The sequence below is a fragment of the Streptomyces durhamensis genome, assembly GCF_000725475.1.
Lineage (GTDB): Bacteria > Actinomycetota > Actinomycetes > Streptomycetales > Streptomycetaceae > Streptomyces > Streptomyces filipinensis.
In genome coordinates this window covers 13,224-32,730 of record NZ_JNXR01000042.1, presented here as the reverse complement: position 1 = coordinate 32,730, position 19,507 = coordinate 13,224, and the positions used below count along the sequence as shown (strand labels likewise).

The 19,507-nt window shown below is 72.0% G+C and carries 18 protein-coding genes; 8 read left to right on the top strand and 10 right to left on the bottom strand.

Annotation, left to right across the window (positions count from 1 at the left end):
- Positions 1-130: 130 nt before the first annotated feature.
- Positions 131-898, bottom strand: a complete 768-nt coding sequence (gene fabI, locus IO33_RS0138800; protein WP_031173818.1) for an enoyl-ACP reductase FabI — start codon at positions 896-898, stop codon at positions 131-133.
- A 5-nt stretch (positions 899-903) separates the two neighbouring features.
- On the bottom strand, positions 904-1,608 hold the full coding sequence (fabG, locus tag IO33_RS0138795; protein WP_031173817.1) for a 3-oxoacyl-[acyl-carrier-protein] reductase: 705 nt from the start codon (positions 1,606-1,608) through the stop codon (positions 904-906).
- A 249-nt stretch (positions 1,609-1,857) separates the two neighbouring features.
- On the opposite strand from fabG, the gene IO33_RS0138790 reads away from it, so the two are divergent.
- Genes IO33_RS0138790 through tyrS form a run of 3 tightly spaced genes read left to right on the top strand, consistent with a single transcriptional unit; the run spans position 1,858 to position 6,097 of the window.
- Positions 1,858-3,381 carry a TldD/PmbA family protein gene (locus IO33_RS0138790; RefSeq protein WP_031173816.1) on the top strand — a complete coding sequence of 508 codons (1,524 nt, stop codon included), beginning with the start codon at positions 1,858-1,860 and terminating at the stop codon, positions 3,379-3,381.
- Positions 3,378-4,772 (top strand): TldD/PmbA family protein, encoded by a 1,395-nt coding sequence (locus IO33_RS0138785; protein WP_031173815.1) that lies wholly within the window; start codon positions 3,378-3,380, stop codon positions 4,770-4,772. Before IO33_RS0138790 ends, IO33_RS0138785 begins: the two co-directional genes overlap by 4 nt.
- A gap of 56 nt (positions 4,773-4,828) precedes the next feature.
- Positions 4,829-6,097 (top strand): tyrosine--tRNA ligase, encoded by a 1,269-nt coding sequence (gene tyrS, locus IO33_RS0138780; RefSeq protein WP_031173814.1) that lies wholly within the window; start codon positions 4,829-4,831, stop codon positions 6,095-6,097.
- Between the two features lie 89 nt (positions 6,098-6,186).
- Here the strand turns inward: tyrS and IO33_RS0138775 are convergent, their stop codons facing one another.
- Entirely contained in the window at positions 6,187-6,474 is a 288-nt protein-coding gene (locus IO33_RS0138775) for a GlsB/YeaQ/YmgE family stress response membrane protein (protein ID WP_031173812.1), read from the bottom strand.
- Between the two features lie 203 nt (positions 6,475-6,677).
- Here IO33_RS0138775 and IO33_RS0138770 point away from each other — a divergent pair, with 203 nt between their 5' ends.
- Positions 6,678-7,070 (top strand): DUF3099 domain-containing protein, encoded by a 393-nt coding sequence (locus IO33_RS0138770; protein ID WP_031173811.1) that lies wholly within the window; start codon positions 6,678-6,680, stop codon positions 7,068-7,070.
- Positions 7,071-7,296: 226 nt separating this feature from the next.
- Positions 7,297-7,515, top strand: a complete 219-nt coding sequence (locus tag IO33_RS0138765; protein WP_031173810.1) for a hypothetical protein — start codon at positions 7,297-7,299, stop codon at positions 7,513-7,515.
- On the opposite strand, the gene moaA is transcribed toward IO33_RS0138765, so the two are convergent.
- The 3 genes from moaA to IO33_RS0138750 all read right to left on the bottom strand — a co-directional run bounded on the left by moaA (position 7,512) and on the right by IO33_RS0138750 (position 10,649).
- Complete coding sequence (moaA, locus tag IO33_RS0138760; RefSeq protein ID WP_031173809.1) at positions 7,512-8,501, bottom strand: GTP 3',8-cyclase MoaA; 990 nt, start codon at positions 8,499-8,501, stop codon at positions 7,512-7,514. The two genes, IO33_RS0138765 and moaA, sit on opposite strands and share 4 nt — an antisense overlap.
- 169 nt (positions 8,502-8,670) lie before the next feature.
- On the bottom strand, positions 8,671-10,296 hold the full coding sequence (locus IO33_RS0138755) for a solute symporter family protein (protein ID WP_031173808.1): 1,626 nt from the start codon (positions 10,294-10,296) through the stop codon (positions 8,671-8,673).
- Entirely contained in the window at positions 10,293-10,649 is a 357-nt protein-coding gene (locus tag IO33_RS0138750; protein ID WP_031173807.1) for a DUF485 domain-containing protein, read from the bottom strand. Before IO33_RS0138750 ends, IO33_RS0138755 begins: the two co-directional genes overlap by 4 nt.
- A gap of 262 nt (positions 10,650-10,911) precedes the next feature.
- Here IO33_RS0138750 and IO33_RS0138745 point away from each other — a divergent pair, with 262 nt between their 5' ends.
- The 3 genes from IO33_RS0138745 (at position 10,912) to IO33_RS0138735 (ending at position 15,034) form a co-directional block, all read left to right on the top strand.
- The gene (locus tag IO33_RS0138745) at positions 10,912-12,441 is read left to right on the top strand and encodes a S8 family peptidase (protein WP_031173806.1); all 1,530 of its coding nucleotides are present in this window, start codon (positions 10,912-10,914) and stop codon (positions 12,439-12,441) included.
- A 75-nt stretch (positions 12,442-12,516) separates the two neighbouring features.
- Positions 12,517-13,923, top strand: coding sequence for a CoA transferase (locus IO33_RS0138740; RefSeq protein WP_031173805.1), 1,407 nt, complete (start codon positions 12,517-12,519; stop codon positions 13,921-13,923).
- A gap of 100 nt (positions 13,924-14,023) precedes the next feature.
- Positions 14,024-15,034, top strand: coding sequence for a CopD family protein (locus IO33_RS0138735; protein WP_031173804.1), 1,011 nt, complete (start codon positions 14,024-14,026; stop codon positions 15,032-15,034).
- A gap of 3 nt (positions 15,035-15,037) precedes the next feature.
- Here IO33_RS0138735 and IO33_RS0138730 read toward each other — a convergent pair whose 3' ends face one another.
- From IO33_RS0138730 to IO33_RS0138715, 4 genes are all read right to left on the bottom strand, one after another.
- On the bottom strand, positions 15,038-16,087 hold the full coding sequence (locus IO33_RS0138730) for a zinc-dependent alcohol dehydrogenase family protein (RefSeq protein WP_031173802.1): 1,050 nt from the start codon (positions 16,085-16,087) through the stop codon (positions 15,038-15,040).
- 124 nt (positions 16,088-16,211) lie between these two features.
- Complete coding sequence (locus IO33_RS0138725) at positions 16,212-16,922, bottom strand: VIT1/CCC1 transporter family protein (RefSeq protein ID WP_031173801.1); 711 nt, start codon at positions 16,920-16,922, stop codon at positions 16,212-16,214.
- Positions 16,923-16,977: 55 nt separating this feature from the next.
- Positions 16,978-18,204, bottom strand: a complete 1,227-nt coding sequence (locus tag IO33_RS0138720) for an amidohydrolase family protein (RefSeq protein ID WP_031173800.1) — start codon at positions 18,202-18,204, stop codon at positions 16,978-16,980.
- On the bottom strand, positions 18,201-19,499 hold the full coding sequence (locus tag IO33_RS0138715) for an amidohydrolase family protein (RefSeq protein WP_031173799.1): 1,299 nt from the start codon (positions 19,497-19,499) through the stop codon (positions 18,201-18,203). The genes IO33_RS0138720 and IO33_RS0138715 overlap by 4 nt, the downstream gene beginning before the upstream one ends.
- Positions 19,500-19,507 lie beyond the last annotated feature (8 nt).

Genomic DNA, 19,507 nt, shown 5'->3' with positions numbered 1-19,507 from the left:
GGTGGGCCGAACGGGTGACGCCCCGCGCCGTGGTGCCGGCCCTTCCCGGCCCCGTGCACCCGTACGGCCGAGGCCCGCGCCCCCTGCGGGGTGCGGGCCTCGGTGACAGGTCACGCGCGAGCGGCGGCGATCACGCGCCGATCGCGTGCAGACCGCCGTCGACGTGGATGATCTCGCCGGTGGTCTTCGGGAACCAGTCGCTCAGCAGCGCGACGATGCCCTTGCCGGCCGGCTCCGGGTCCTTGAGGTCCCACTCCAGCGGGGAGCGGGTGTCCCACACGGAGGCCAGGTCGCTGAAGCCGGGGATGGACTTGGCGGCCATGGAGCCGATCGGGCCCGCCGAGATGAGGTTGCAGCGGATGTTCTGCTTGCCCAGGTCGCGCGCGATGTAGCGGCTGGTGGCCTCCAGGGCGGCCTTGGCCGGGCCCATCCAGTCGTACTGCGGCCAGGCGTACTGGGCGTCGAAGGTGAGGCCGACGACGGAGCCGCCGTTCTGCATCAGCGGCAGGCAGGCCATGGTCAGCGACTTCAGGGAGTACGCCGAGACGTGCATGGCCGTGGCGACCGACTCGAACGGCGTGTTGAGGAAGTTGCCGCCGAGCGCGTCCTGCGGCGCGAAGCCGATGGAGTGCACGACGCCGTCCAGGCCGCCGAGCTCCTCGCCGACGACGTCGGCCAGGCGGCCCATGTGCTCGTCGTTGGTGACGTCGAGCTCGATGACCTTGGTGGGCTTGGGCAGCTTCTTGGCGATGCGCTCTGTCAGCGTGGGCCGCGGGAAAGCGGTCAGGATGATCTCCGCGCCCTGCTCCTGGGCCAGCTTGGCGGCGTGGAAGGCGATGGAGGACTCCATCAGCACACCGGTGATCAGGACGCGCTTGCCCTCGAGAATTCCGCTCATGGTGATCAGTGACCCATTCCCAGTCCGCCGTCAACGGGAATGACGGCTCCAGTGATGTACGAGGCGTCGTCCGAGGCGAGGAACCGCACCGTCGCGGCGATCTCCTCCGGCTGCGCGTAACGGCCGAGCGGCACCTGCGAGACGATGCTCTGGCGCTGCTCGTCGGTGAGCACCTTGGTCATGTCGGTGTCGACGAAACCGGGCGCGACGACGTTGAAGGTGAGGTTGCGCGAGCCCAGCTCACGGGCGAGGGAACGCGCGAAGCCGACCAGGGCGGCCTTGGAGGCGGCGTAGTTCGCCTGGCCCGCCGAGCCGAGCAGTCCGACCACGGACGAGATCAGGATGACGCGGCCCTTCTTGGCGCGCAGCATGCCGCGGTTGGCGCGCTTGACGACACGGAAGGTGCCGGTGAGGTTGGTGTCGATGACCGAGGTGAAGTCCTCCTCGGACATGCGCATCAGGAGCTGGTCCTTCGTGACGCCGGCGTTGGCGACGAGAACCTCGACCGGACCGTGCTGGTCCTCGATCTCCTTGTAGGCCTGCTCCACCTGCTCGGCGTCGGTGATGTCGCACTTGACGGCAAGGAAGCCGGCCGGCGGCTCACCCGAGCGGTACGTGATCGCGACCTTGTCGCCGGCGTCGGCGAATGCGCGGGCGATGGCGAGGCCGATGCCCCGGTTGCCTCCGGTGACGAGAACCGAGCGGCTCAACGGATCACCCTTTCGATAGCGGTCTGCAGATGTCCGACAACCCGCCCGAACACCTGGATGACAGGCGGCTTCATCGAAAACCTATCGGTACGGCAGCGCCTGTGGGCAATCGGGCACCGACAGTGGCGCGGGGGTGTCGCTGTCGGATCCCTACAGAACCAACCGCGCCCGGGCCTGAAACATGTGGTCCGCCGGGCCGCTCCCACGACATGATCGGACCCGACAGGCCACGACAGCAGGGAGACCTCCGTGCCCCATTCCATCGACGAAGCCTTCACGGCGCTTCCCCTACGGGCCCTGGCCGACGCCGCGCTGGCACGCGCGCGTGCGCTCGGGGCCGAGCACGCGGACTTCCGTCTCGAGCGGGTGCGCAGCGCGTCCTGGCGGCTGCGGGACGCGCGGCCCGCCGGCTCGTCGGACACCACCGACCTCGGGTACGCGGTCCGGGTCGTGCACGGCGGTACGTGGGGCTTCGCCTCCGGGGTGGACCTGACCCTCGACGCGGCCGCCAAGGTCGCCTCCCAGGCCGTGGCCATGGCCAAGCTGTCCGCGCAGGTGATCAGGGCCGCCGGGTCGGACGAACGCGTGGAGCTGGCCGACGAGCCGGTGCACGCCGACAAGACGTGGGTCTCGTCGTACGAGATCGATCCCTTCTCCGTGCCCGACGAGGAGAAGGCCGCGCTGCTGGCCGAGTGGAGCACACGGCTGCTGGCCGCGAACGGCGTCGACCACGTGGACGCCTCGCTGCTCACCGTGCACGAGAACAAGTTCTACGCCGACACAGCCGGAACCGTCACCACCCAGCAGCGGGTGCGGCTGCATCCGCAGCTGACCGCCGTGTCGGTCGACGGGTCGAGCGGCGAGTTCGACTCCATGCGGACCATCGCGCCGCCCGTGGGGCGCGGCTGGGAGTACCTCACGGGCACCGGCTGGGACTGGGACGCCGAGCTGGAGCGGATCCCGGAGCTGCTCGCCGAGAAGATGCGCGCGCCCAGCGTGGAACCGGGCCTGTACGACCTGGTCGTCGACCCGTCCAACCTGTGGCTGACCATCCACGAGTCCATCGGGCACGCGACGGAACTGGACCGCGCGCTCGGCTACGAGGCCGCCTACGCCGGCACCTCCTTCGCCACCTTCGACCAGCTGGGCAAGCTGAGGTACGGCTCCGAGCTGATGAACGTCACCGGGGACCGCACCGCCGAACACGGGCTCGCGACCATCGGGTACGACGACGAGGGCGTCGCGGCGCAGTCCTGGGACCTGGTGCGGGACGGCACGCTCGTCGGCTACCAGCTGGACCGCCGGATCGCGCGGCTCACCGGGTTCGACCGGTCCAACGGGTGCGCCTACGCCGACTCCCCCGCGCACGTACCGGTGCAGCGCATGGCCAACGTGTCCCTGCAGCCGGATCCCGCCGGACTGTCCACCGAGGGCCTGATCGGCGGCGTCGACCGGGGCATCTACGTGGTGGGCGACCGGTCCTGGTCGATCGACATGCAGCGGTACAACTTCCAGTTCACCGGGCAGCGCTTCTTCAGGATCGAGAACGGGCGGATCACCGGGCAGCTCAAGGACGTGGCCTACCAGGCGACCACGACCGACTTCTGGGGCTCGATGGCCGCCGTCGGCGGTCCGCAGACCTACGTCCTCGGCGGCGCCTTCAACTGCGGCAAGGCCCAGCCCGGACAGGTGGCCGCCGTGTCGCACGGGTGCCCGTCCGCCCTCTTCAAGGGCGTCAACATTCTGAACACCACGCAGGAGGCCGGTCGATGAGCGCCCGCACCCACAAGCCGCACGAGATCGTCGAGCAGGCGCTCGCGCTGTCCCGGGCCGACGGCTGTGTCGTGATCGCCGACGAGCACTCCACCGCCAACCTGCGCTGGGCCGGCAACGCGCTCACCACGAACGGGGTGACGCGCGGTCGTACGCTCACCGTGATCGCCACCGTCGACGGCAGGGAGGGCACCGCCTCCGGTGTCGTGTCGCGCTCGGCGGTCACCTCGCAGGAGCTGGAACCGCTGGTGCGGGCCGCCGAGGCCGCCGCGCGCGGTGCCGGGCCCGCCGAGGACGCGCAGCCGCTGGTCGAGGGCGTCCCGGCGGCTCCCGACTTCACGGACGCGCCGGCCGAGACCTCCTCCGCGGTGTTCGCCGACTTCGCGCCGGCACTCGGCGAGGCGTTCGCACGCGCGCGTGCGGGCGGCCGGGAGCTGTACGGCTTCGCCAACCACGAGCTGGTGTCGACGTACCTGGGCACCTCCACCGGGCTGCGCCTGCGGCACGACCAGCCCACCGGCACGCTGGAGCTGAACGCCAAGTCACCCGACCGCACGCGCTCGGCCTGGGCGGGCCGCGCCACGCGGGACTTCAAGGACATCGACCCGGGCGCGCTCGACGCCGAACTGGCCGTACGGCTCGGCTGGGCGGAGCGGCGCGTGGAGCTGCCCGCCGGCCGGTACGAGACGCTGCTGCCGCCGACCGCGGTCGCGGACCTGCTGATCTACCAGCTGTGGTCGGCATCGGGCCGGGACGCCGCCGAGGGCCGGACGGTGTTCTCCAGGCCGGGCGGCGGCACGCGTGTGGGCGAGAAGCTCTCCGCGCTGCCGCTGACGCTGCGCAGCGACCCCGACGAGCCGGGTCTGGAGTGCCCGCCCTTCGTGGTCGCCCACTCCTCCGGCGGCGACCAGTCGGTGTTCGACAACGGTCTGCCGACCCGCTCCACCGACTGGATCAGCGAGGGCGTCCTCAGGAACCTGACGACCACCCGGCACAGCGCGGCCCTGACCGGGCTGCCGGTGGCCCCGGCGCTGGGGAACCTGATCCTGGACGGCGGGGACGACCGCTCCCTGCAGGACATGATCGCGGGCACCGAGCGCGGGCTGCTGCTGACCTGCCTGTGGTACATCCGCGAGGTCGACCCGGCGACGCTGCTGCTCACGGGCCTGACCCGGGACGGCGTCTACCTCGTGGAGAACGGCGAGGTGACCGGGCAGGTGAACAACTTCCGGTTCAACGAGTCGCCGGTGGGCCTGCTGCGGCGGGCGACGGAGGCGGGCCGTACGGAGAAGACGCTGCCGCGCGAGTGGAGCGACTGGTTCACCCGGACCGCGATGCCGGCGCTGCGGATCCCGGATTTCAACATGAGCTCTGTCAGTCAGGGCGTATAACCTCGTAGTCGGCTGTCACCCGACTGCCCCACGATCACCGAGGAGACACGAGAACCGTGACGGACATCGTCGACGAGCTGAAGTGGCGGGGGCTCATCGCCCTCTCCACGGACGAAGAGGCGCTGCGCAAGGCGTTCGCGGACGGTCCCGTCACGTTCTATTGCGGCTTCGACCCGACCGCGCCCAGCCTGCACCTCGGCAACCTCGTGCAGATCCTGACCATGCGCCGCATCCAGGAGGCGGGCAACCGTCCGCTGGCGCTGGTCGGGGGCGCCACGGGTCTCATCGGCGACCCGAAGCCCACGGCCGAGCGCACGCTGAACGCGCCGGAGGTCGTGGCCGGCTGGGTGGAGCGGCTGCGCGCCCAGATCGAGCCGCTGCTCCACTTCGACGGGCCGAACGCCGCCGTGATGGTCAACAACCTGGACTGGACCCAGGGCCTGTCGGCCATCGAGTTCCTGCGGGACATCGGCAAGCACTTCCGCGTCAACAAGATGATCGCCAAGGAGGCCGTCTCCCGGCGGCTCAACTCCGACGCGGGCATCAGCTACACCGAGTTCAGCTACCAGATCCTGCAGGGCATGGACTTCCTGGAGCTGTACCGGCGGCACGGCTGCGTGCTGCAGACCGGCGGCAGCGACCAGTGGGGCAACCTCACCTCCGGCACGGACCTGATCCACCGGGTCGAGCCGGACGCGGTGGTGCACGCGCTGGGCACGCCGCTGATCACCAAGGCGGACGGCACCAAGTTCGGCAAGACCGAGTCCGGCACCGTGTGGCTCGACCCGGAGATGACCACGCCGTACGCGTTCTACCAGTTCTGGGTCAACGCGGACGACCGGGACGTCTCCAAGTTCCTGCGCATCTTCAGCTTCAGGTCCCGCGAGGAGATCGAGGAGCTGGAGCGGCAGACCGAGGAGCGTCCGCAGGCCCGGGCCGCGCAGCGCGCGCTCGCCGAGGAGCTGACGACGCTGGTGCACGGCGCCGAGCAGACGGCCGCGGTCGTCGCCGCGTCCCGCGCCCTGTTCGGGCAGGGCGAGCTCGCGGAACTGGACGGGCGGACGCTGGCCTCGGCGCTGTCCGAGGTGCCGCACATCCAGGTCGCGGAGCTGGGTCAGGTCGTGGACCTGTTCGCCGAGGTCGGTCTGGTGGCGAGCAAGTCCGCCGCGCGGCGGACCGTGAAGGAGGGCGGGGCGTACGTGAACAACGTGAAGGTCGCGTCCGAGGACGCGGTGCCCTCGTCCGAGGATCTGCTGGACGGGCGGTGGCTGGTGCTGCGGCGCGGCAAGAAGAACCTCGCGGCCGTGGAGGTCGTCGCCGGATAGCGCTGGAGACAGCGCCGTGGGGCGCGGGTGGTCTGCGGAGTGCGGCTTTCGCCGTGGTTTCTCGCGCAGTTCCCCGCGCCCCCGACGGGTCACGCACCGACGCGCTGCTGCTTCCTCTTGCCCAGCGTCGCCATGTAGAGGGCGTCGACCGCCGCGACGATGATGATCGCGGCCACCAGCTGGAAGATGTGCCGGCTCCAGTCGATGCCGCGGGTCGCCTCGACGCCCAGGGCGCGGGCGACGGCGTTGCCCACGATGGCGCCGAGCATGCCGCAGATGGTGGTCAGCCACAGGGGGCTGTGCTGCTTTCCCGGGATGACCGCCTTGGCGATGAGGCCCAGCACGAATCCCACGATGATCGCCCACAACCAGCCCATGGCTGCCTCCTCGTACGGCTCGACCTGAGCGACTAGGGCCAGTGTGGGTCGGTGGGCCGGACGGCGCATGTCGGGTTCCCCCGTACGCGGCGGGGCCGGGCACATCACCGCAGGCAGGGGGCGACCCGCTCTCGTGGGCGGCGAGACCGGGGCGTAACGTGGGAGGTCGGGCGAAGTCCGATGTGGGTGGATGGTGGAATGTGATGCGGAAACAGCACGGCGGCGGCAGCCAGGTGTTCCGGATCACCGGAGCCCGGACGGGACTCGCCGAGGACGTACGGGGCCGGCAGCGGCGGTACGTCATCTCGATGACGATCCGTACGGCGTCGGTGATTCTCGCCGTCTGCCTGTGGAACGTCGAGCGGTACGTCGCCCTCGTGGCGCTCGTACTCGGTGCGGTTCTCCCCTATATCGCCGTGGTGGTCGCCAATGCGGGCCGGGAGCGGCCGCCCTCCCTTCCGTCGACGTTCGTCACCGCGCCGACGCGGCCCATGATCACGCCGCCGCGCGCGGAGGAGGCCCCGGAGGGGTCCGTTCCGCAGGATGCGGCGAGTCATCCGACGGGGACGGACGGTAAGCGGCCCGACCCCGTGTGACCACGGCCGACACGGCGGAAGCGGAACGGCGCCGCCCGTCAAGCTCAAGAAAAGCTCAGATCAATCATGTAGTTCCAGTGCCGGGCGGTGGGGTAGCCGTGACATACTGCGTACGCGCTCCGCATCCCCCGTCGGAGCGACGGACCGACGCCGGGCAGCTCCCCCCGTGGCTGCTCGGCGTCGCCTTGTTTGCGCCCCTTCCACGAGACGAACCCGAGACGAACCCGTGAGTGACGAGACCCCGATCTGCTCCGCCAAGGGCTGCCGTGCCGAGGCCCTGTGGGTGCTGGCGTGGAACAACCCGAAGATCCATACGCCGGAGCGGCGCAAGACGTGGCTCGCCTGCGAGGAGCACCGCGAGCATCTGTCGCAGTTCCTCGGGGTGCGGGGCTTCTTGAAGGACGTGGTGAAGTTCGCGGACTGGCAGGAGCCCGAGGGGGCCTAGCCGCCGATCGCCGACATCGGCCGGTCCGGCTGGACGAACGACGGGTCGTCCAGGCCCGCTCCCGCCTTCTTGCCCCACATCGCCTGCCGCCAGATCCGGGCGATCTCCTCGTCCGGGGCGCCGGAGCGCAGGGCCGCGCGCAGGTCGGTCTCCTCGGTCGCGAACAGGCAGGTGCGTATCTGGCCGTCGGCGGTGAGGCGGGTGCGGTCACAGGCCGCGCAGAACGGGCGGGTGACCGAGGCGATGACGCCGACCCGGTGCGGGCCGCCGTTCACCAGCCAGCGCTCCGCCGGGGCCGAGCCGCGCGTGTCGGCGCCCTCGGGGGTGAGGTCGAAGCGGGTGCGCAGGGAGGCGAGGATGTCCCCGGCGGTGACCATGTTGTCGCGCTTCCAGCCGTGCTGGGCGTCCAGGGGCATCTGCTCGATGAAGCGCAGTTCGTAGTCGTGCTCCACGGCCCAGGACAGCAGGTCGGGGGCCTCGTCCTCGTTCAGGCCCGGCATCAGGACGGTGTTGACCTTGACCGGGGTGAGGCCTGTCTCGCGGGCGGCCTGGAGCCCCGCGAGGACGTCCTTGTGGCGGTCGCGGCGGGTCAGGGTCTTGAAGACGTCCGGCCGCAGGGTGTCCAGGGAGACGTTGACCCGGTCGAGGCCCGCGGCCTTCAGGGCGGCCGCGGTGCGCCCGAGGCCGATGCCGTTGGTGGTGAGGGACATCTGCGGGCGCGGCGTGAGGGCCGCGACGCGCTCGACGATGCCCACCAGACCGGGGCGCAGCAGGGGCTCGCCCCCGGTGAAGCGGACCTCCTCGATGCCGAGCGTCCGTACGGCGATGTCGATGAGGCGGACGATCTCGTCGTCCGTGAGCAGGTCTGGCTTGGCCAGCCACTGCAGGCCCTCCTCGGGCATGCAGTACGTGCAGCGCAGATTGCAGCGGTCGGTCAGCGAGACCCTCAGGTCGGTGGCCACTCGGCCGTAGGTGTCGATGAGCACGTGGGCCCCCTCCCTCGATTCCCGAAGCATTTGTCCTACGTCACTTGTTCCGTCACTTGCGAGCCTACGTGACGCCGCTGACAACGACAGCGACCCGATCCGACGAGGTACGACAAGGCCGCGTCGTAGGACCGTACAGGCCCCTTCCGACGCGGCCGTCGTACGAACGTCAGTGTGCTCCGGTGCCGGTCAGGGACCGCACCTCCAGTTCCGCGTACTTGCCGGTGTCGGGGGCCTCCTTGGAGAGCAGGGTGCCTACGGCGCCGAGCAGGAATCCGACCGGGATGGAGATGATGCCGGGGTTCTCCAGCGGGAACCAGTGGAAGTCGGCGTGGGGGAACATCGAGGTCGGCTTGCCGGAGACGACCGGCGAGAACAGGACCAGGCCGACCGCGGTGACCAGGCCGCCGTAGATCGACCACAGGGCGCCCGCGGTGGTGAACCGCTTCCAGAACAGGCTGTAGAGGATGGTCGGGAGGTTGGCGGAGGCCGCGACCGCGAAGGCGAGGGCCACCAGGCCGGCCACGTTCAGGTCGCGGGCCAGGGCGCCGAGGACGATCGAGACCGCGCCGATGCCGACGGTCGCCCAGCGGGCCGCGCCGATCTCCTGCTTCTCGGTGGCCCGCCCCCTCTTGATGACGTTGGCGTAGATGTCGTGCGCGAAGGAGGACGACGAGGCCAGGGTCAGGCCCGCGACGACCGCGAGGATCGTGGCGAAGGCGACGGCGGAGATGCTGGCGAGCAGGACGGCGCCCCAGCTGGAGTCGACGCCGCCCAGATGCAGCGCCAGGAGGGGTGCGGCGGTGTTGCCCGCCTTGTTGGAGGCGATGATCTCGTCCGGCTTGATGAGGGCCGCCGCGCCGAAGCCGAGGGCGAGGGTCATCAGGTAGAAGGCGCCGATCAGGCCGATCGCCCAGATGACCGACTTCCGGGCGGCCTTCGCCGTGGGCACGGTGTAGAAGCGGATCAGGATGTGCGGCAGGCCCGCGGTGCCGAGGACCAGGGCGATGCCGAGCGAGATGAAGTCCAGCTTGGTGGTGCCGGTGGCGCCGTACTTGAGGCCCGGTTCGAGGAAGGCCGCGCTCTTGCCGCTGTTGTCGGCGGCCTTGCCGAGCAGATCGGAGACGTTGAAGTGGAACTTCAGCAGGACCAGGAAGGTCAGCAGCAGGGCGCCGGCGATCAGCAGCACCGCCTTGACCATCTGGACCCAGGTGGTGCCCTTCATGCCGCCGATGGTGACGTACACGATCATCAGGACGCCGACCAGGGCGACGATGCCGATCTTGCCGCCGTCGCTGGTGATGCCCAGCAGGAGCGAGACGAGGACGCCGGCGCCCGCCATCTGGGCGAGCAGATAGAAGATCGACACGACGATGGTGGAGGTGCCGGCGGCCGTGCGGACGGGACGCTGGCGCATGCGGTAGGCCAGGACGTCGCCCATGGTGTAGCGGCCGGAGTTGCGCAGCGGCTCGGCGACCAGGAGCAGGGCGACGAGCCAGGCGACGAGGAAGCCGATGGAGTACAGGAAGCCGTCGTAGCCGAACAGGGCGATGGCGCCCGCGATGCCGAGGAAGGACGCGGCGGACATGTAGTCGCCGGAGACGGCGAGGCCGTTCTGGAAGCCGGTGAACTGCCGTCCGCCCGCGTAGAAGTCGGCGGCGTCCTTGGTCTGACGGCCGGCCCAGACCGTGATGACGAGGGTCGCGGCGACGAACACCGCGAACAGGGTGATGATCAGTGTCCGGTGCTCGCTCGCCTCCCCGGCGGCCAGCAGGGTGTGCTGCGCGGGGCTCATGCGCCGCCCTCCATCCGGGACTTGATGGCCTCCGCCTTGGGGTCGAGCTTGGCGGCGGCGTGCCGGGCGTACCACCAGGCGATGAGGAAGGTGGTGAGGAACTGGGCGAGGCCCAGGACGAGGGCCACGTTGATGTTGCCGGCCACCTTGGTGCCCATGAAGCCGCCCGCGTAGTTGGACAGCAGGACGTACAGCAGGTACCAGGCGGTGAAGGCGATGGTCAGCGGGAAGGCGAAGGAGCGGTGGGCGCGGCGCAGTTCACCGAACTCCGCGCTGTGCTGCACATCGACGAACTCTTCGGTGGAGGGAAGGGGCGCCCCCGGGGTCGCGGGGGGCGGTGTCTCGGTGGCCACGGAGTCTCCTCGCGTTGCGGATGCCGTTGAGGGCGGGGGCTCGATGGTGCTCGTGCTCCCTGTCCAAGGTCCACGGCGCCACGCGAGGAGCGGTTCAAGTCCTATGAGTTCATTCGCAAGCGGTCTTGGTGAGTCATTGCCAAGTCATTGCTGAGCGGCAAGGCAGGGGGATAGCTTCTGCCTGCACCACCCGTCATGTACCTGCCCGAGCACCAACCTGTGTGTCTCGGGCGGTTCTGTATCCGGATGATGTGGAGATCCCATGGCTCATCTGCGCTCCAGGCGCCGGCTCGCTCTCGCCGTGCCGGTCGTGCTGTCGCTGACCGCCTCGCTCGGCTTCCTGCCGGCGGCCGCCTCGGCGGCGCCCGTCGCGGCCCCGGCGGCGCGGGCGGCGGACGACGGACCGAATCTCGCGTATGTGGTCAACACCCGCACCGATCGCCACACGATCGAGTCGGTGCAGCGCGAGATCCTCCGCAACGGCGGCACCGTCGTGGCCCGTTACGACCGGATCGGCGTGATCGTCGCCCACTCGGCGAACCCCGGCTTCGGCGCGCGGATGCGCGCGGTGCGCGGGGTCGACTCGGCGGGCGCCACGCGCACCGCGCCGCTCAGTGCCGCGGGGACGACCGACGAGGGCGCCGTGCAGGTCCTGTCGAAGGCGGAGGCCGCGAAGCTCGCCGCCGGTGCGGCGCCGGGCGAGGAGCCCCTGGAGGCGGACCAGTGGGATCTGCGGGCGATCGGCGCCGACGAGGCCGCGCGGATCAACCCGGGCAGCAGGAACGTGACCGTCGGTGTCATCGACACCGGCGTCGACGACACCCACCCGGACATCGCGCCGAACTTCTCCGCCTCCCAGTCGGCGAACTGCGTGAGCGGCAAGGCGGACACGACGTACGGCGCGTGGCGTCCGGCGGACGCCGATCACTACCACGGTACCCATGTGGCCGGTGAGATAGCCGCGGCCCGCAACGGCATAGGCGTGGCCGGGGTGGCGCCGGGTGTGAAGGTCGCGAGCATCACGGTGGCCCAGCCGGACTCCACCTCGCTGTTCTACCCGGAGAGTGTGGTCTGCGCGTTCGTGTTCGCCGCCGACCACGGCATCCAGATCACCAACAACAGCTACTACGTGGATCCGTGGCTGTACAACTGCATGGATGATCCCGATCAGCGTGCCATCGTTGACGCGGTCAACAGAGCCCAGTCGTACGCACAGCGCAAGGGCACACTCAACGTGGCCTCCGCGGGCAACTCCAACGACGACCTGGACGCTGACGCGCTCACGGACGCCTCCAGCCCCGACGACTCGACCGCCACGACCCGCACGGTCGACCCGCACGAGTGCTTCGACGTGCCGACCCAGCTGCCCGGCGTGGTCACCGTGAGCGCGGTGGGCGTGAAGGGCGCCAAGTCGTACTACTCCAGTTACGGCCAGGGCGTGATCGACGTGGCGGGGCCGGGCGGCGACAAGTTCCAGATCCCGGACACCCCGTCGAAGAACGGGCGCATCCTGTCCACGCTGCCGAACGGCCAGTACGGCTTCCTCCAGGGCACCTCGATGGCCTCGCCGCACGTGGCCGCGGTCGCCGCGCTGCTGAAATCGACCCATCCCTACGCCACCCCGGCCCAGCTGCAGGCCCTGCTGAAGGCCGAGGCGGACAACCCGGGCTGCCCGAGCGGGCCCTACGACGGCAACGGGGACGGGGTCGTGGACGCGACCTGCGTCGGCGGCAAGCGCGTCAACGGCTTCTACGGCTTCGGCGTCGTCAACGCGCTGCGCGCCGTCAAGTAGCCCTCACACAGCCGTTGAGCAGCAGCACCCACCTCTAGCAATATATTGATTCAGTCAATACTGCATAGTACAGTCATGACTGGTATCAAGTTCGCATGGTCTGCCCTGGGCGGCGATCCCGCCGCTGCCGCGCGGGTCACCACCGTGCCGCAGGAAGGCGCGCTCCAGGCGCGCCTTCCCGTCCGGGAGCTCGCCCGCGCCTGTGTCGGCTCCTGTGCGCTGGCCGCCGCGGAGCTGGCGGCCCGCCGGGCCGGCCTCGCCGAGGTGCCCGGCGTCCGGGTCGACGACGGCGCCGTCGCGGCCGCCTTCCACAGTGAGCGGCATCTGCTGGTCGACGGGCGGGCACCGGTCGGCTTCGCGCCGCTGTCGCGGTTCTGGCCGACGGCCGACGGCTGGGTGCGCACCCATGCCAACTACCCCCATCACCGGGCCCGTCTGCTCGGCGCGCTGGGCCTGCCGGCGAACGCCCCGGTGGAGACGGTGGCCGCCCGGCTCGCCGAACGCTCGGCACGGGAGGTCGAGGAGACGGTGTGCGGCGCCGGCGGCCTCGCCGTCGCCCTGCGCACCCCGCAGGAGTGGCGGGCGCACGAGCAGGCCGCCGAGGTGGCCGCACGGCCGCTGGTCGAGCGCGAGCGGCGGACCACGGCACCCGCGCGCGTGTTCGCGCCCCTGGATCCGGCCGCCGCCGCCCTGCTGCCCGCGGCCGGGCTGCGCGTACTGGACCTCACCCGGGTCCTCGCCGGGCCGGTCGCCACCCGCACCCTCGGCCTGCTCGGCGCGGACGTGCTCCGCCTGGACGCCCCGCGGCTGCCCGAACTCCCCGAGCAGCACGCCGACACCGGATTCGGCAAGCGGTCCGCCACGCTCGACCTGGGCGTCGACCGGGCCGTCTTCGAGGAGCTGCTGGCCTCGGCCGACGTCGTCGTCACCGGCTACCGGCCCGGCGCTCTCGACCGGTACGGGCTCTCCCCGGAGGCCCTGTTCGCGCGCCGGCCCGGGCTGGTCGTGGCGCAGCTCTCGGCGTGGGGCGCGTACGGCCCCTGGGGCGGCCGGCGCGGCTTCGACAGCCTCGTCCAGGTCGCGACCGGTATCGCGGCGACCGAGGGCTCGGCCGCGGAGCCCGGCGCGCTGCCCGCGCAGGCGCTGGACCACGGCACCGGGTATCTGCTGGCGGCGGCCGTGCTGCGGGCGCTGACCGAGCAGTCGTACGACGGGGGCGGCCGGTGGGTGCGGCTGGCGCTGGCCCGGACCGCGCTCTGGCTGACGGACGGGATCCGGCCGGCCGCGGCCACGGGTGCCGCCGCCACCGGTGCCACGGCCACGGGTGCGGCGTACGAGGGGCCGCAGGCGTGGCTGGCCGAGCGGGACAGCCCGCTCGGCCGGCTGCGGTACGCGCTGCCGCCGGTGTCCTTCACGGGCGGCCCCGCCGACTGGACGAGGCCTCCGGTGCCCTGGGGGTCGGACAGCGCCCGCTGGCGGTGAACGCGGGGGCGGCCGAAAACGTACACATCGGTGGAATGCCGTACCACCAGTTGTTTTCCGGGACTTGCCCGGTTCTGCGGCGACTGGCGAAGATCACGGGGTGAGCCTGATACGACCGTCCGCCGAGGTGAGCGACGAAGACGGCCGCGCCCGGCGGTCCGGCACCGGCCGGGCCGTCACCCTCCTGGTCCTGGTGGCGCTGGGCGCCCTGATCCCGCTGCTCGGGCCGTCGGCGGCGCTGCACGGCACCGGGGAGGCCGCCGCGCCGGGAGCCGGCGGCATCGGGCTGCTGCGCGCGGTGCTGTTCGCCGCGCTCGGTGTGCCCCTGGGCGAGCTGTTCGTGCACCGGCTGGCGCGGGGCCTGCCCGGCGTGCCGGCCGAACGGCCGCGCAGCTGGGCGCCGTTCGCCGGTGCCGCCGGCTTCGTGGCCGCACTCGCGCTCGCCTCGGTGGTGGCCGCGGGCAATCTGATCCCGCACGGCCTCGGCCAGATCGACGTCGGCGGCCTGTACGGCTCCCGCGACGGCGCGCTGGCCCTGCTGGAGGTCAACGCCTTTCTGCTGGCGGCCCTGTGCGCGTTCTCCCGGCGTCCGGCGACGCAGGTGTGGCCCCTGGCCGCGGTCGTGGTCGCGGAGGCGCTGCGGGCGCACCCCCCGGCCGAGCAGAGCCCGCTGATCGGCTCAGGTCTGACGCTGGTCCATCTGACGTGCGCGGCGCTGTGGGCCGGTGGTCTGCTGCACACCCTGCGGCTGGTCGGGCGGTGGCGCGGCGCCCCCGCCGGGACCGCGCTGCTCGGCCGCTACGCACGCGTGGCGGCCGTTCTGCTGGCGGCCGTCACCGCGACGGGCGTGTGCAGTTCGCTGCGCCGTATGCCCTCGGCCACGCTCCTGGACCAGCTGACGACGACGGCGTACGGGCGCACCCTGCTGGCCAAGGTGGTCCTGGTCGCCGCCGTCGCGCTGCTCGCCCTGTGGGCGCGGATCCGGCTGAGCCGCGCCGCCGACCCCCTGACCGCGTACCAGCCCGCCCGGGCCGAGGTGATCGTGCTGGGCGCGGTCGTCGCGGTCTCGGGTCTGCTCACGGCGCTGCCGCTGCCGATCCGCTGGTCGTGACGGCTACCGGTCGTTGGTGACGAGCACCTTGAGGGCGGTGCGCTCGTCCATGGCCCGGTAGCCGTCGGGCACGCCCTCGATGCCGACGGTCATGTCGAACACCGGCGAGGGGTCGATCGTGCCGTCGAGGACGTCCGGCAGCAGGTCCGGGATGTACGCGCGGACGGGTGCGACGCCGCCACGCAGGGCGATGTTCCGGTCGAACATGACGCCGAGGTCCAGTCCGGTGCCGCTGCCGTGCGGCACGCCGACGAAGCCGATCGCGCCGCCGTCGCGGGTGATGTTGACGGCCGTCCGCATGGACTGCTCGGTGCCGACGGCCTCCACGACCGCGTGTGCGCCCTGGCCGCGGGTGAGTTCACGGACGGCCTCGACGGCCGCGTCCCCGCGCTCGGCGACGACGTCGGTGGCGCCGAAGCGGCGCGCGATGTCGGTGCGGACCTCGTGCCGGCCGAGCGCGATGATCCGCTCGGCGCCGAGCCGCTTGGCGGCGAGCACGGCGCACAGGCCGACCGCGCCGTCGCCGACGACGGCGACCGTGGCGCCGGGGCGGGCGCCCGCGCCGAGGGCGGCGTGATGGCCGGTGCCGAGGACGTCGGAGAGGGTCAGCAGGGCCGACAGCAGGTGGTCGTCGCCGGCCGCGTCCTTGGGGAGCTGCACGAGGGTGCCGTCGGCGAACGGCACGCGCACGGCCTCGCCCTGGCCCCCGTCGTAGCCGACGGAGCCCCAGAAGCCGCCGTGCTCGCAGGAGGTCGTCAGGCCCTCGCGGCAGTAGTCGCAGACGCCGTCGGACCACATGAAGGGCGCGACCACCAGGTCGCCGCGCTTGACCGTGCCCACCTCGGAGCCGGTCTCCTCGACGACCCCGAGGAACTCGTGTCCGATGCGCTGGCCCGGCTGCCGGGCCGCCTCGCCCCGGTAGGCCCACAGGTCGCTGCCGCAGATGCAGGAACGCAGCACCCGCACCACGGCGTCGGTGGGCAGCTGCACCATGGGCTCGGGGACGTCCTCCACGCGCATGTCGTAGGGAGCGTGGATGGTGGTGGCGCGCATGGCGAGGGTCCTTCTCGTGCGGGATCGTGCGGGTGCGCTCCGGGGGTGGTCGAGCGCACCTCACGGTACGACGTCCCCTGTGCGGGCCGCTCGCCGAGGTGCCGCGGGACGCGGACCGGGGTGATCACACGCCCGCCGCCCCCAGCAGGCTGCCCGCCGCGTAGGTGACCGCCATGGCCAGCGCGCCGCCCGCCATGTTGCGCAGGACCGCCCGCACCGGGTCCGCAGCGCCCAGGCGGGCGCTGGTCCAGCCGGTGAGGACGAGCGCGGCGAGGACGGAGCCGACGGTGACGCCGAGCCGCAGGCCGGCCGGGGGCAGGACGATGGCCAGCAGGGGCAGCAGCGCGCCCACCGTGAAGGCCAGAAAGCTCGCCCAGGCCGCGTGCCAGGGGTTGGCCAGCTCCTCCGGGTCGATACCGAGCTCCACGCGCGCGTGAGCCCGCAGGGCGTCCCGCGCGGTGAGCTGTTCGGCGGCCTCCCGGGCCACCTCGTGGGACAGGCCGCGCTCCTGCAGCAGCGTGGTCAGCTCCCGCAGCTCGGCCTCCGGCTGCTCCCGCAGTTCCAGTTTCTCCACGGCCAGCGCGGCCATCTCGGAGTCGCGCTGGGTGGAGACGGAGACGTACTCCCCGGCCGCCATGGACATCGACCCGGCGAGCAGGCCGGCCAGGCCGGCAGTGAGCAGCGCGGACCGGTTCTCGGTCGCGCCGGCCACGCCGACGACGATGCCCGCGGTGGAGACGATGCCGTCGTTCGCGCCGAGCACGGCGGCCCGCAGCCAGTTCAGCCGCGAGCCGAGCGCGCCCCCGTGGGCCTCTTCGTGGGTGGGTTCGGTCACAGCACGGAGGATCGCATCTCCACGGCCGCCGGTCCGGCAGGACGCACCCCGGAGCTCACCACACGCGCACCGACGCGCCCCGCGCGAACACCGGACTGGTCGCGTCCGCCGGGGGTTCCGTCAGGGGCTCGGCGAGCTCGGCCGTCGTGGGGCCGACCTTCGCCGCTATGGGGTCCAGGAGGGCGAGGTCGAAGCCGTAGACGCGGGCCGCGTTGCCGCCCAGCATGGCCGCGAGCTCGTCACGGGGCACGCCCGGGTAGGCGAAGCGGAGCGCCTCGCGGGTGTAGGGGTGGGTGCCCTCGTCGTGCGGGTAGTCGCTGCCCCACATGATCTTGTCGACGCCGATGCGGTCGCGCAGCGGCACCTCGTGCGGGCGCATGAAGCTGGCGCCGACGAAGCAGTTGTCCCGCCAGACCCGGGAGGGCGGCGCGCCCATGCCGGCGGCGAGTCCGGCGCCGAACTTGGCCTCGGCCGTGTCCGCCTTCGTGGCCGCGGCGACCAGGCGGCCGTGGTAGTAGTCCAGCATGCCGAGCACTCCGGGGATCCAGCCGGAGCCCTGTTCGGTCAGGACCAGTCTGAGGTCCGGGTGACGGCGGAAGGCGCCGCCGAACACCAGGTGCCACAGGGCCCGGTGGGAGAACCAGGTCGTCTCCACCATGAACACCGCGCGGGCGGCCGGTTCCTCGCCGAGCGGCGGGGAGGCCGAGCCGGCGTGGTGGTTGACGGGGAGGCCGAGTTCCGCGCAGGCGGCCCAGATCGGGTCGTACGTGCGCGAGTACAGTTCGGGCAGGCCGGAGCCGGGCGGGGTGCCGGGCAGCATCAGGCCGCCCTTCAGGCCCGCCGCCGCGGCCCGGCGGATCTCCTTGACGGCCTGTTCGACGTCGCCGAGCAGGATCTGGAAGACGCCGGCCCGGCGGCCCGGCGTGGCCGCGCAGAAGTCCGCGAGCCAGCGGTTGTGGGCGCGCAGTCCGGCCCAGCGGCGCTCGAAGTCCTCGGCGGTCGGCGGCGGGGCCATCAGCGAGCCGGACGGGAAGAACGGCGGGATGGTGTTCGGGAAGATCACCTCCGCCACGATCCCGTCCGCCTCCAGCTCCGCGAGGCGCCGCTCGGAGTTCCAGTTGCGGTCGGCGGCGTCGGCCAGCAGGTCCTCGTAGGGGTTGACGTAGGTGGCCGCCCAGACGTCGAAGTCGTCGTGGTACCGCTTCTCCAGGTACGGCTTGTAGTCCAGGAGGTCGGCTCCCGCATGGCAGTCGGCGGAGATCACCGTGTACCGGTCACTCATCGCGTCACCCCCAGCACCGGGAAGTCGTGGCCGGTCAGCCAGTGCCGGCCCACCTCGCGCGAGCGCGCCCAGGACGCCTCCACGGCCGCCTGGTCGGTCGGCTGGCCGAGGTCGGCGGGGGTCGGCCCGATACGGCGGGCGAGCGGCGTCAGCTTCTGGACGTCGAAGCCGAAGACCTGCGCCGCCGCGAGGCCCAGCATGCGGCGGGTCTCGCCCACCGGGATGTCGTGGAAGGTTCGGCGCAGCCACGCGCGCGTGTCGGGCCAGGTGCCCTCGGGGTGCGGGAAGTCGCTGCCCCAGAGGATGTTGTCGACGCCGATCTCGTACCGCTGGGCCAGCTCCCGCCGCTTGGTGTTGGTGGCGCAGACGAACACCTGCCGGTCGAGGTACTCGTGCGGCGGACGCTTCAGCTCCTCGAACGGCGAGAGCTTCTTGCCGCCGTGCGCGCCGAGGTAGAGGCGGTCCATGAACCACAGCAGGTTCGGCAGCCACCAGCAGCCCGACTCGGCGACGCCGAAGCGCAGGCCCGGATGGCGTTCGAAGACCCCGGACCACAGCAGGAACCACAGCGGCCGGGCCGGCCACCAGGTCACCTCGCTCACATAGATGCCGAGGTGGTCGCCGTACTCCTCGCGCGGAGCGGCCCCGGAGTGGGTGAGCACCGGCATGCCGCACTCGGCGGCGGCCGCCCACACGGGGTCGTAGCGGCGGTCGTGGTACGGCTCCCTGCCGGCCCACATGGCGGGGATCAGCAGCGCGCCGAGGCCTGACGCACGGGCCCGGCGGACCTCGGCGACAACCTGGTCCACGGGGGCCGTCACCGGCAACAGGGCGACGCCGCAGTGCCGTTCGGGGTGTTCGGAGACGAAGTCCGCGAGCCAGCGGTTGTGCGCCCGCGCGCCCGCCATGCCCAGGTCCGGGTCCTGGTCGCCCGAGAGGCCGAGGCCCACGCCGAAGGGGGCGGCGGTGCGGCTGTCCACGGCGTCGGCGTCCGGGAAGACCACCTCGGCGGCCACGCCGTCCCCGTCCAGCTCCTTCAGGCGCTGTGCGGAGTCCCAGCCGCCGCGCAGGCCCTCCTCGTTGTCGCGGAACCACCGGTCGGCGAAGGCCTCGTTGCGGATGCCGAGCCGGGTCATCTCCTCGCGGCGCCGTTCGCGGCCCGCGAGGAACTCGTCGAAGTCCCGGTGGAAACGGGCCTCCAGGTAGGGCCGGTACTGCTCGGTGGGCAGCCCGGCGTGGCAGTCGGAGGAGATGATCAGGTACGGGTCGTCGCGGCCGGCAGCAGCCTCGGTCACGGGAACCC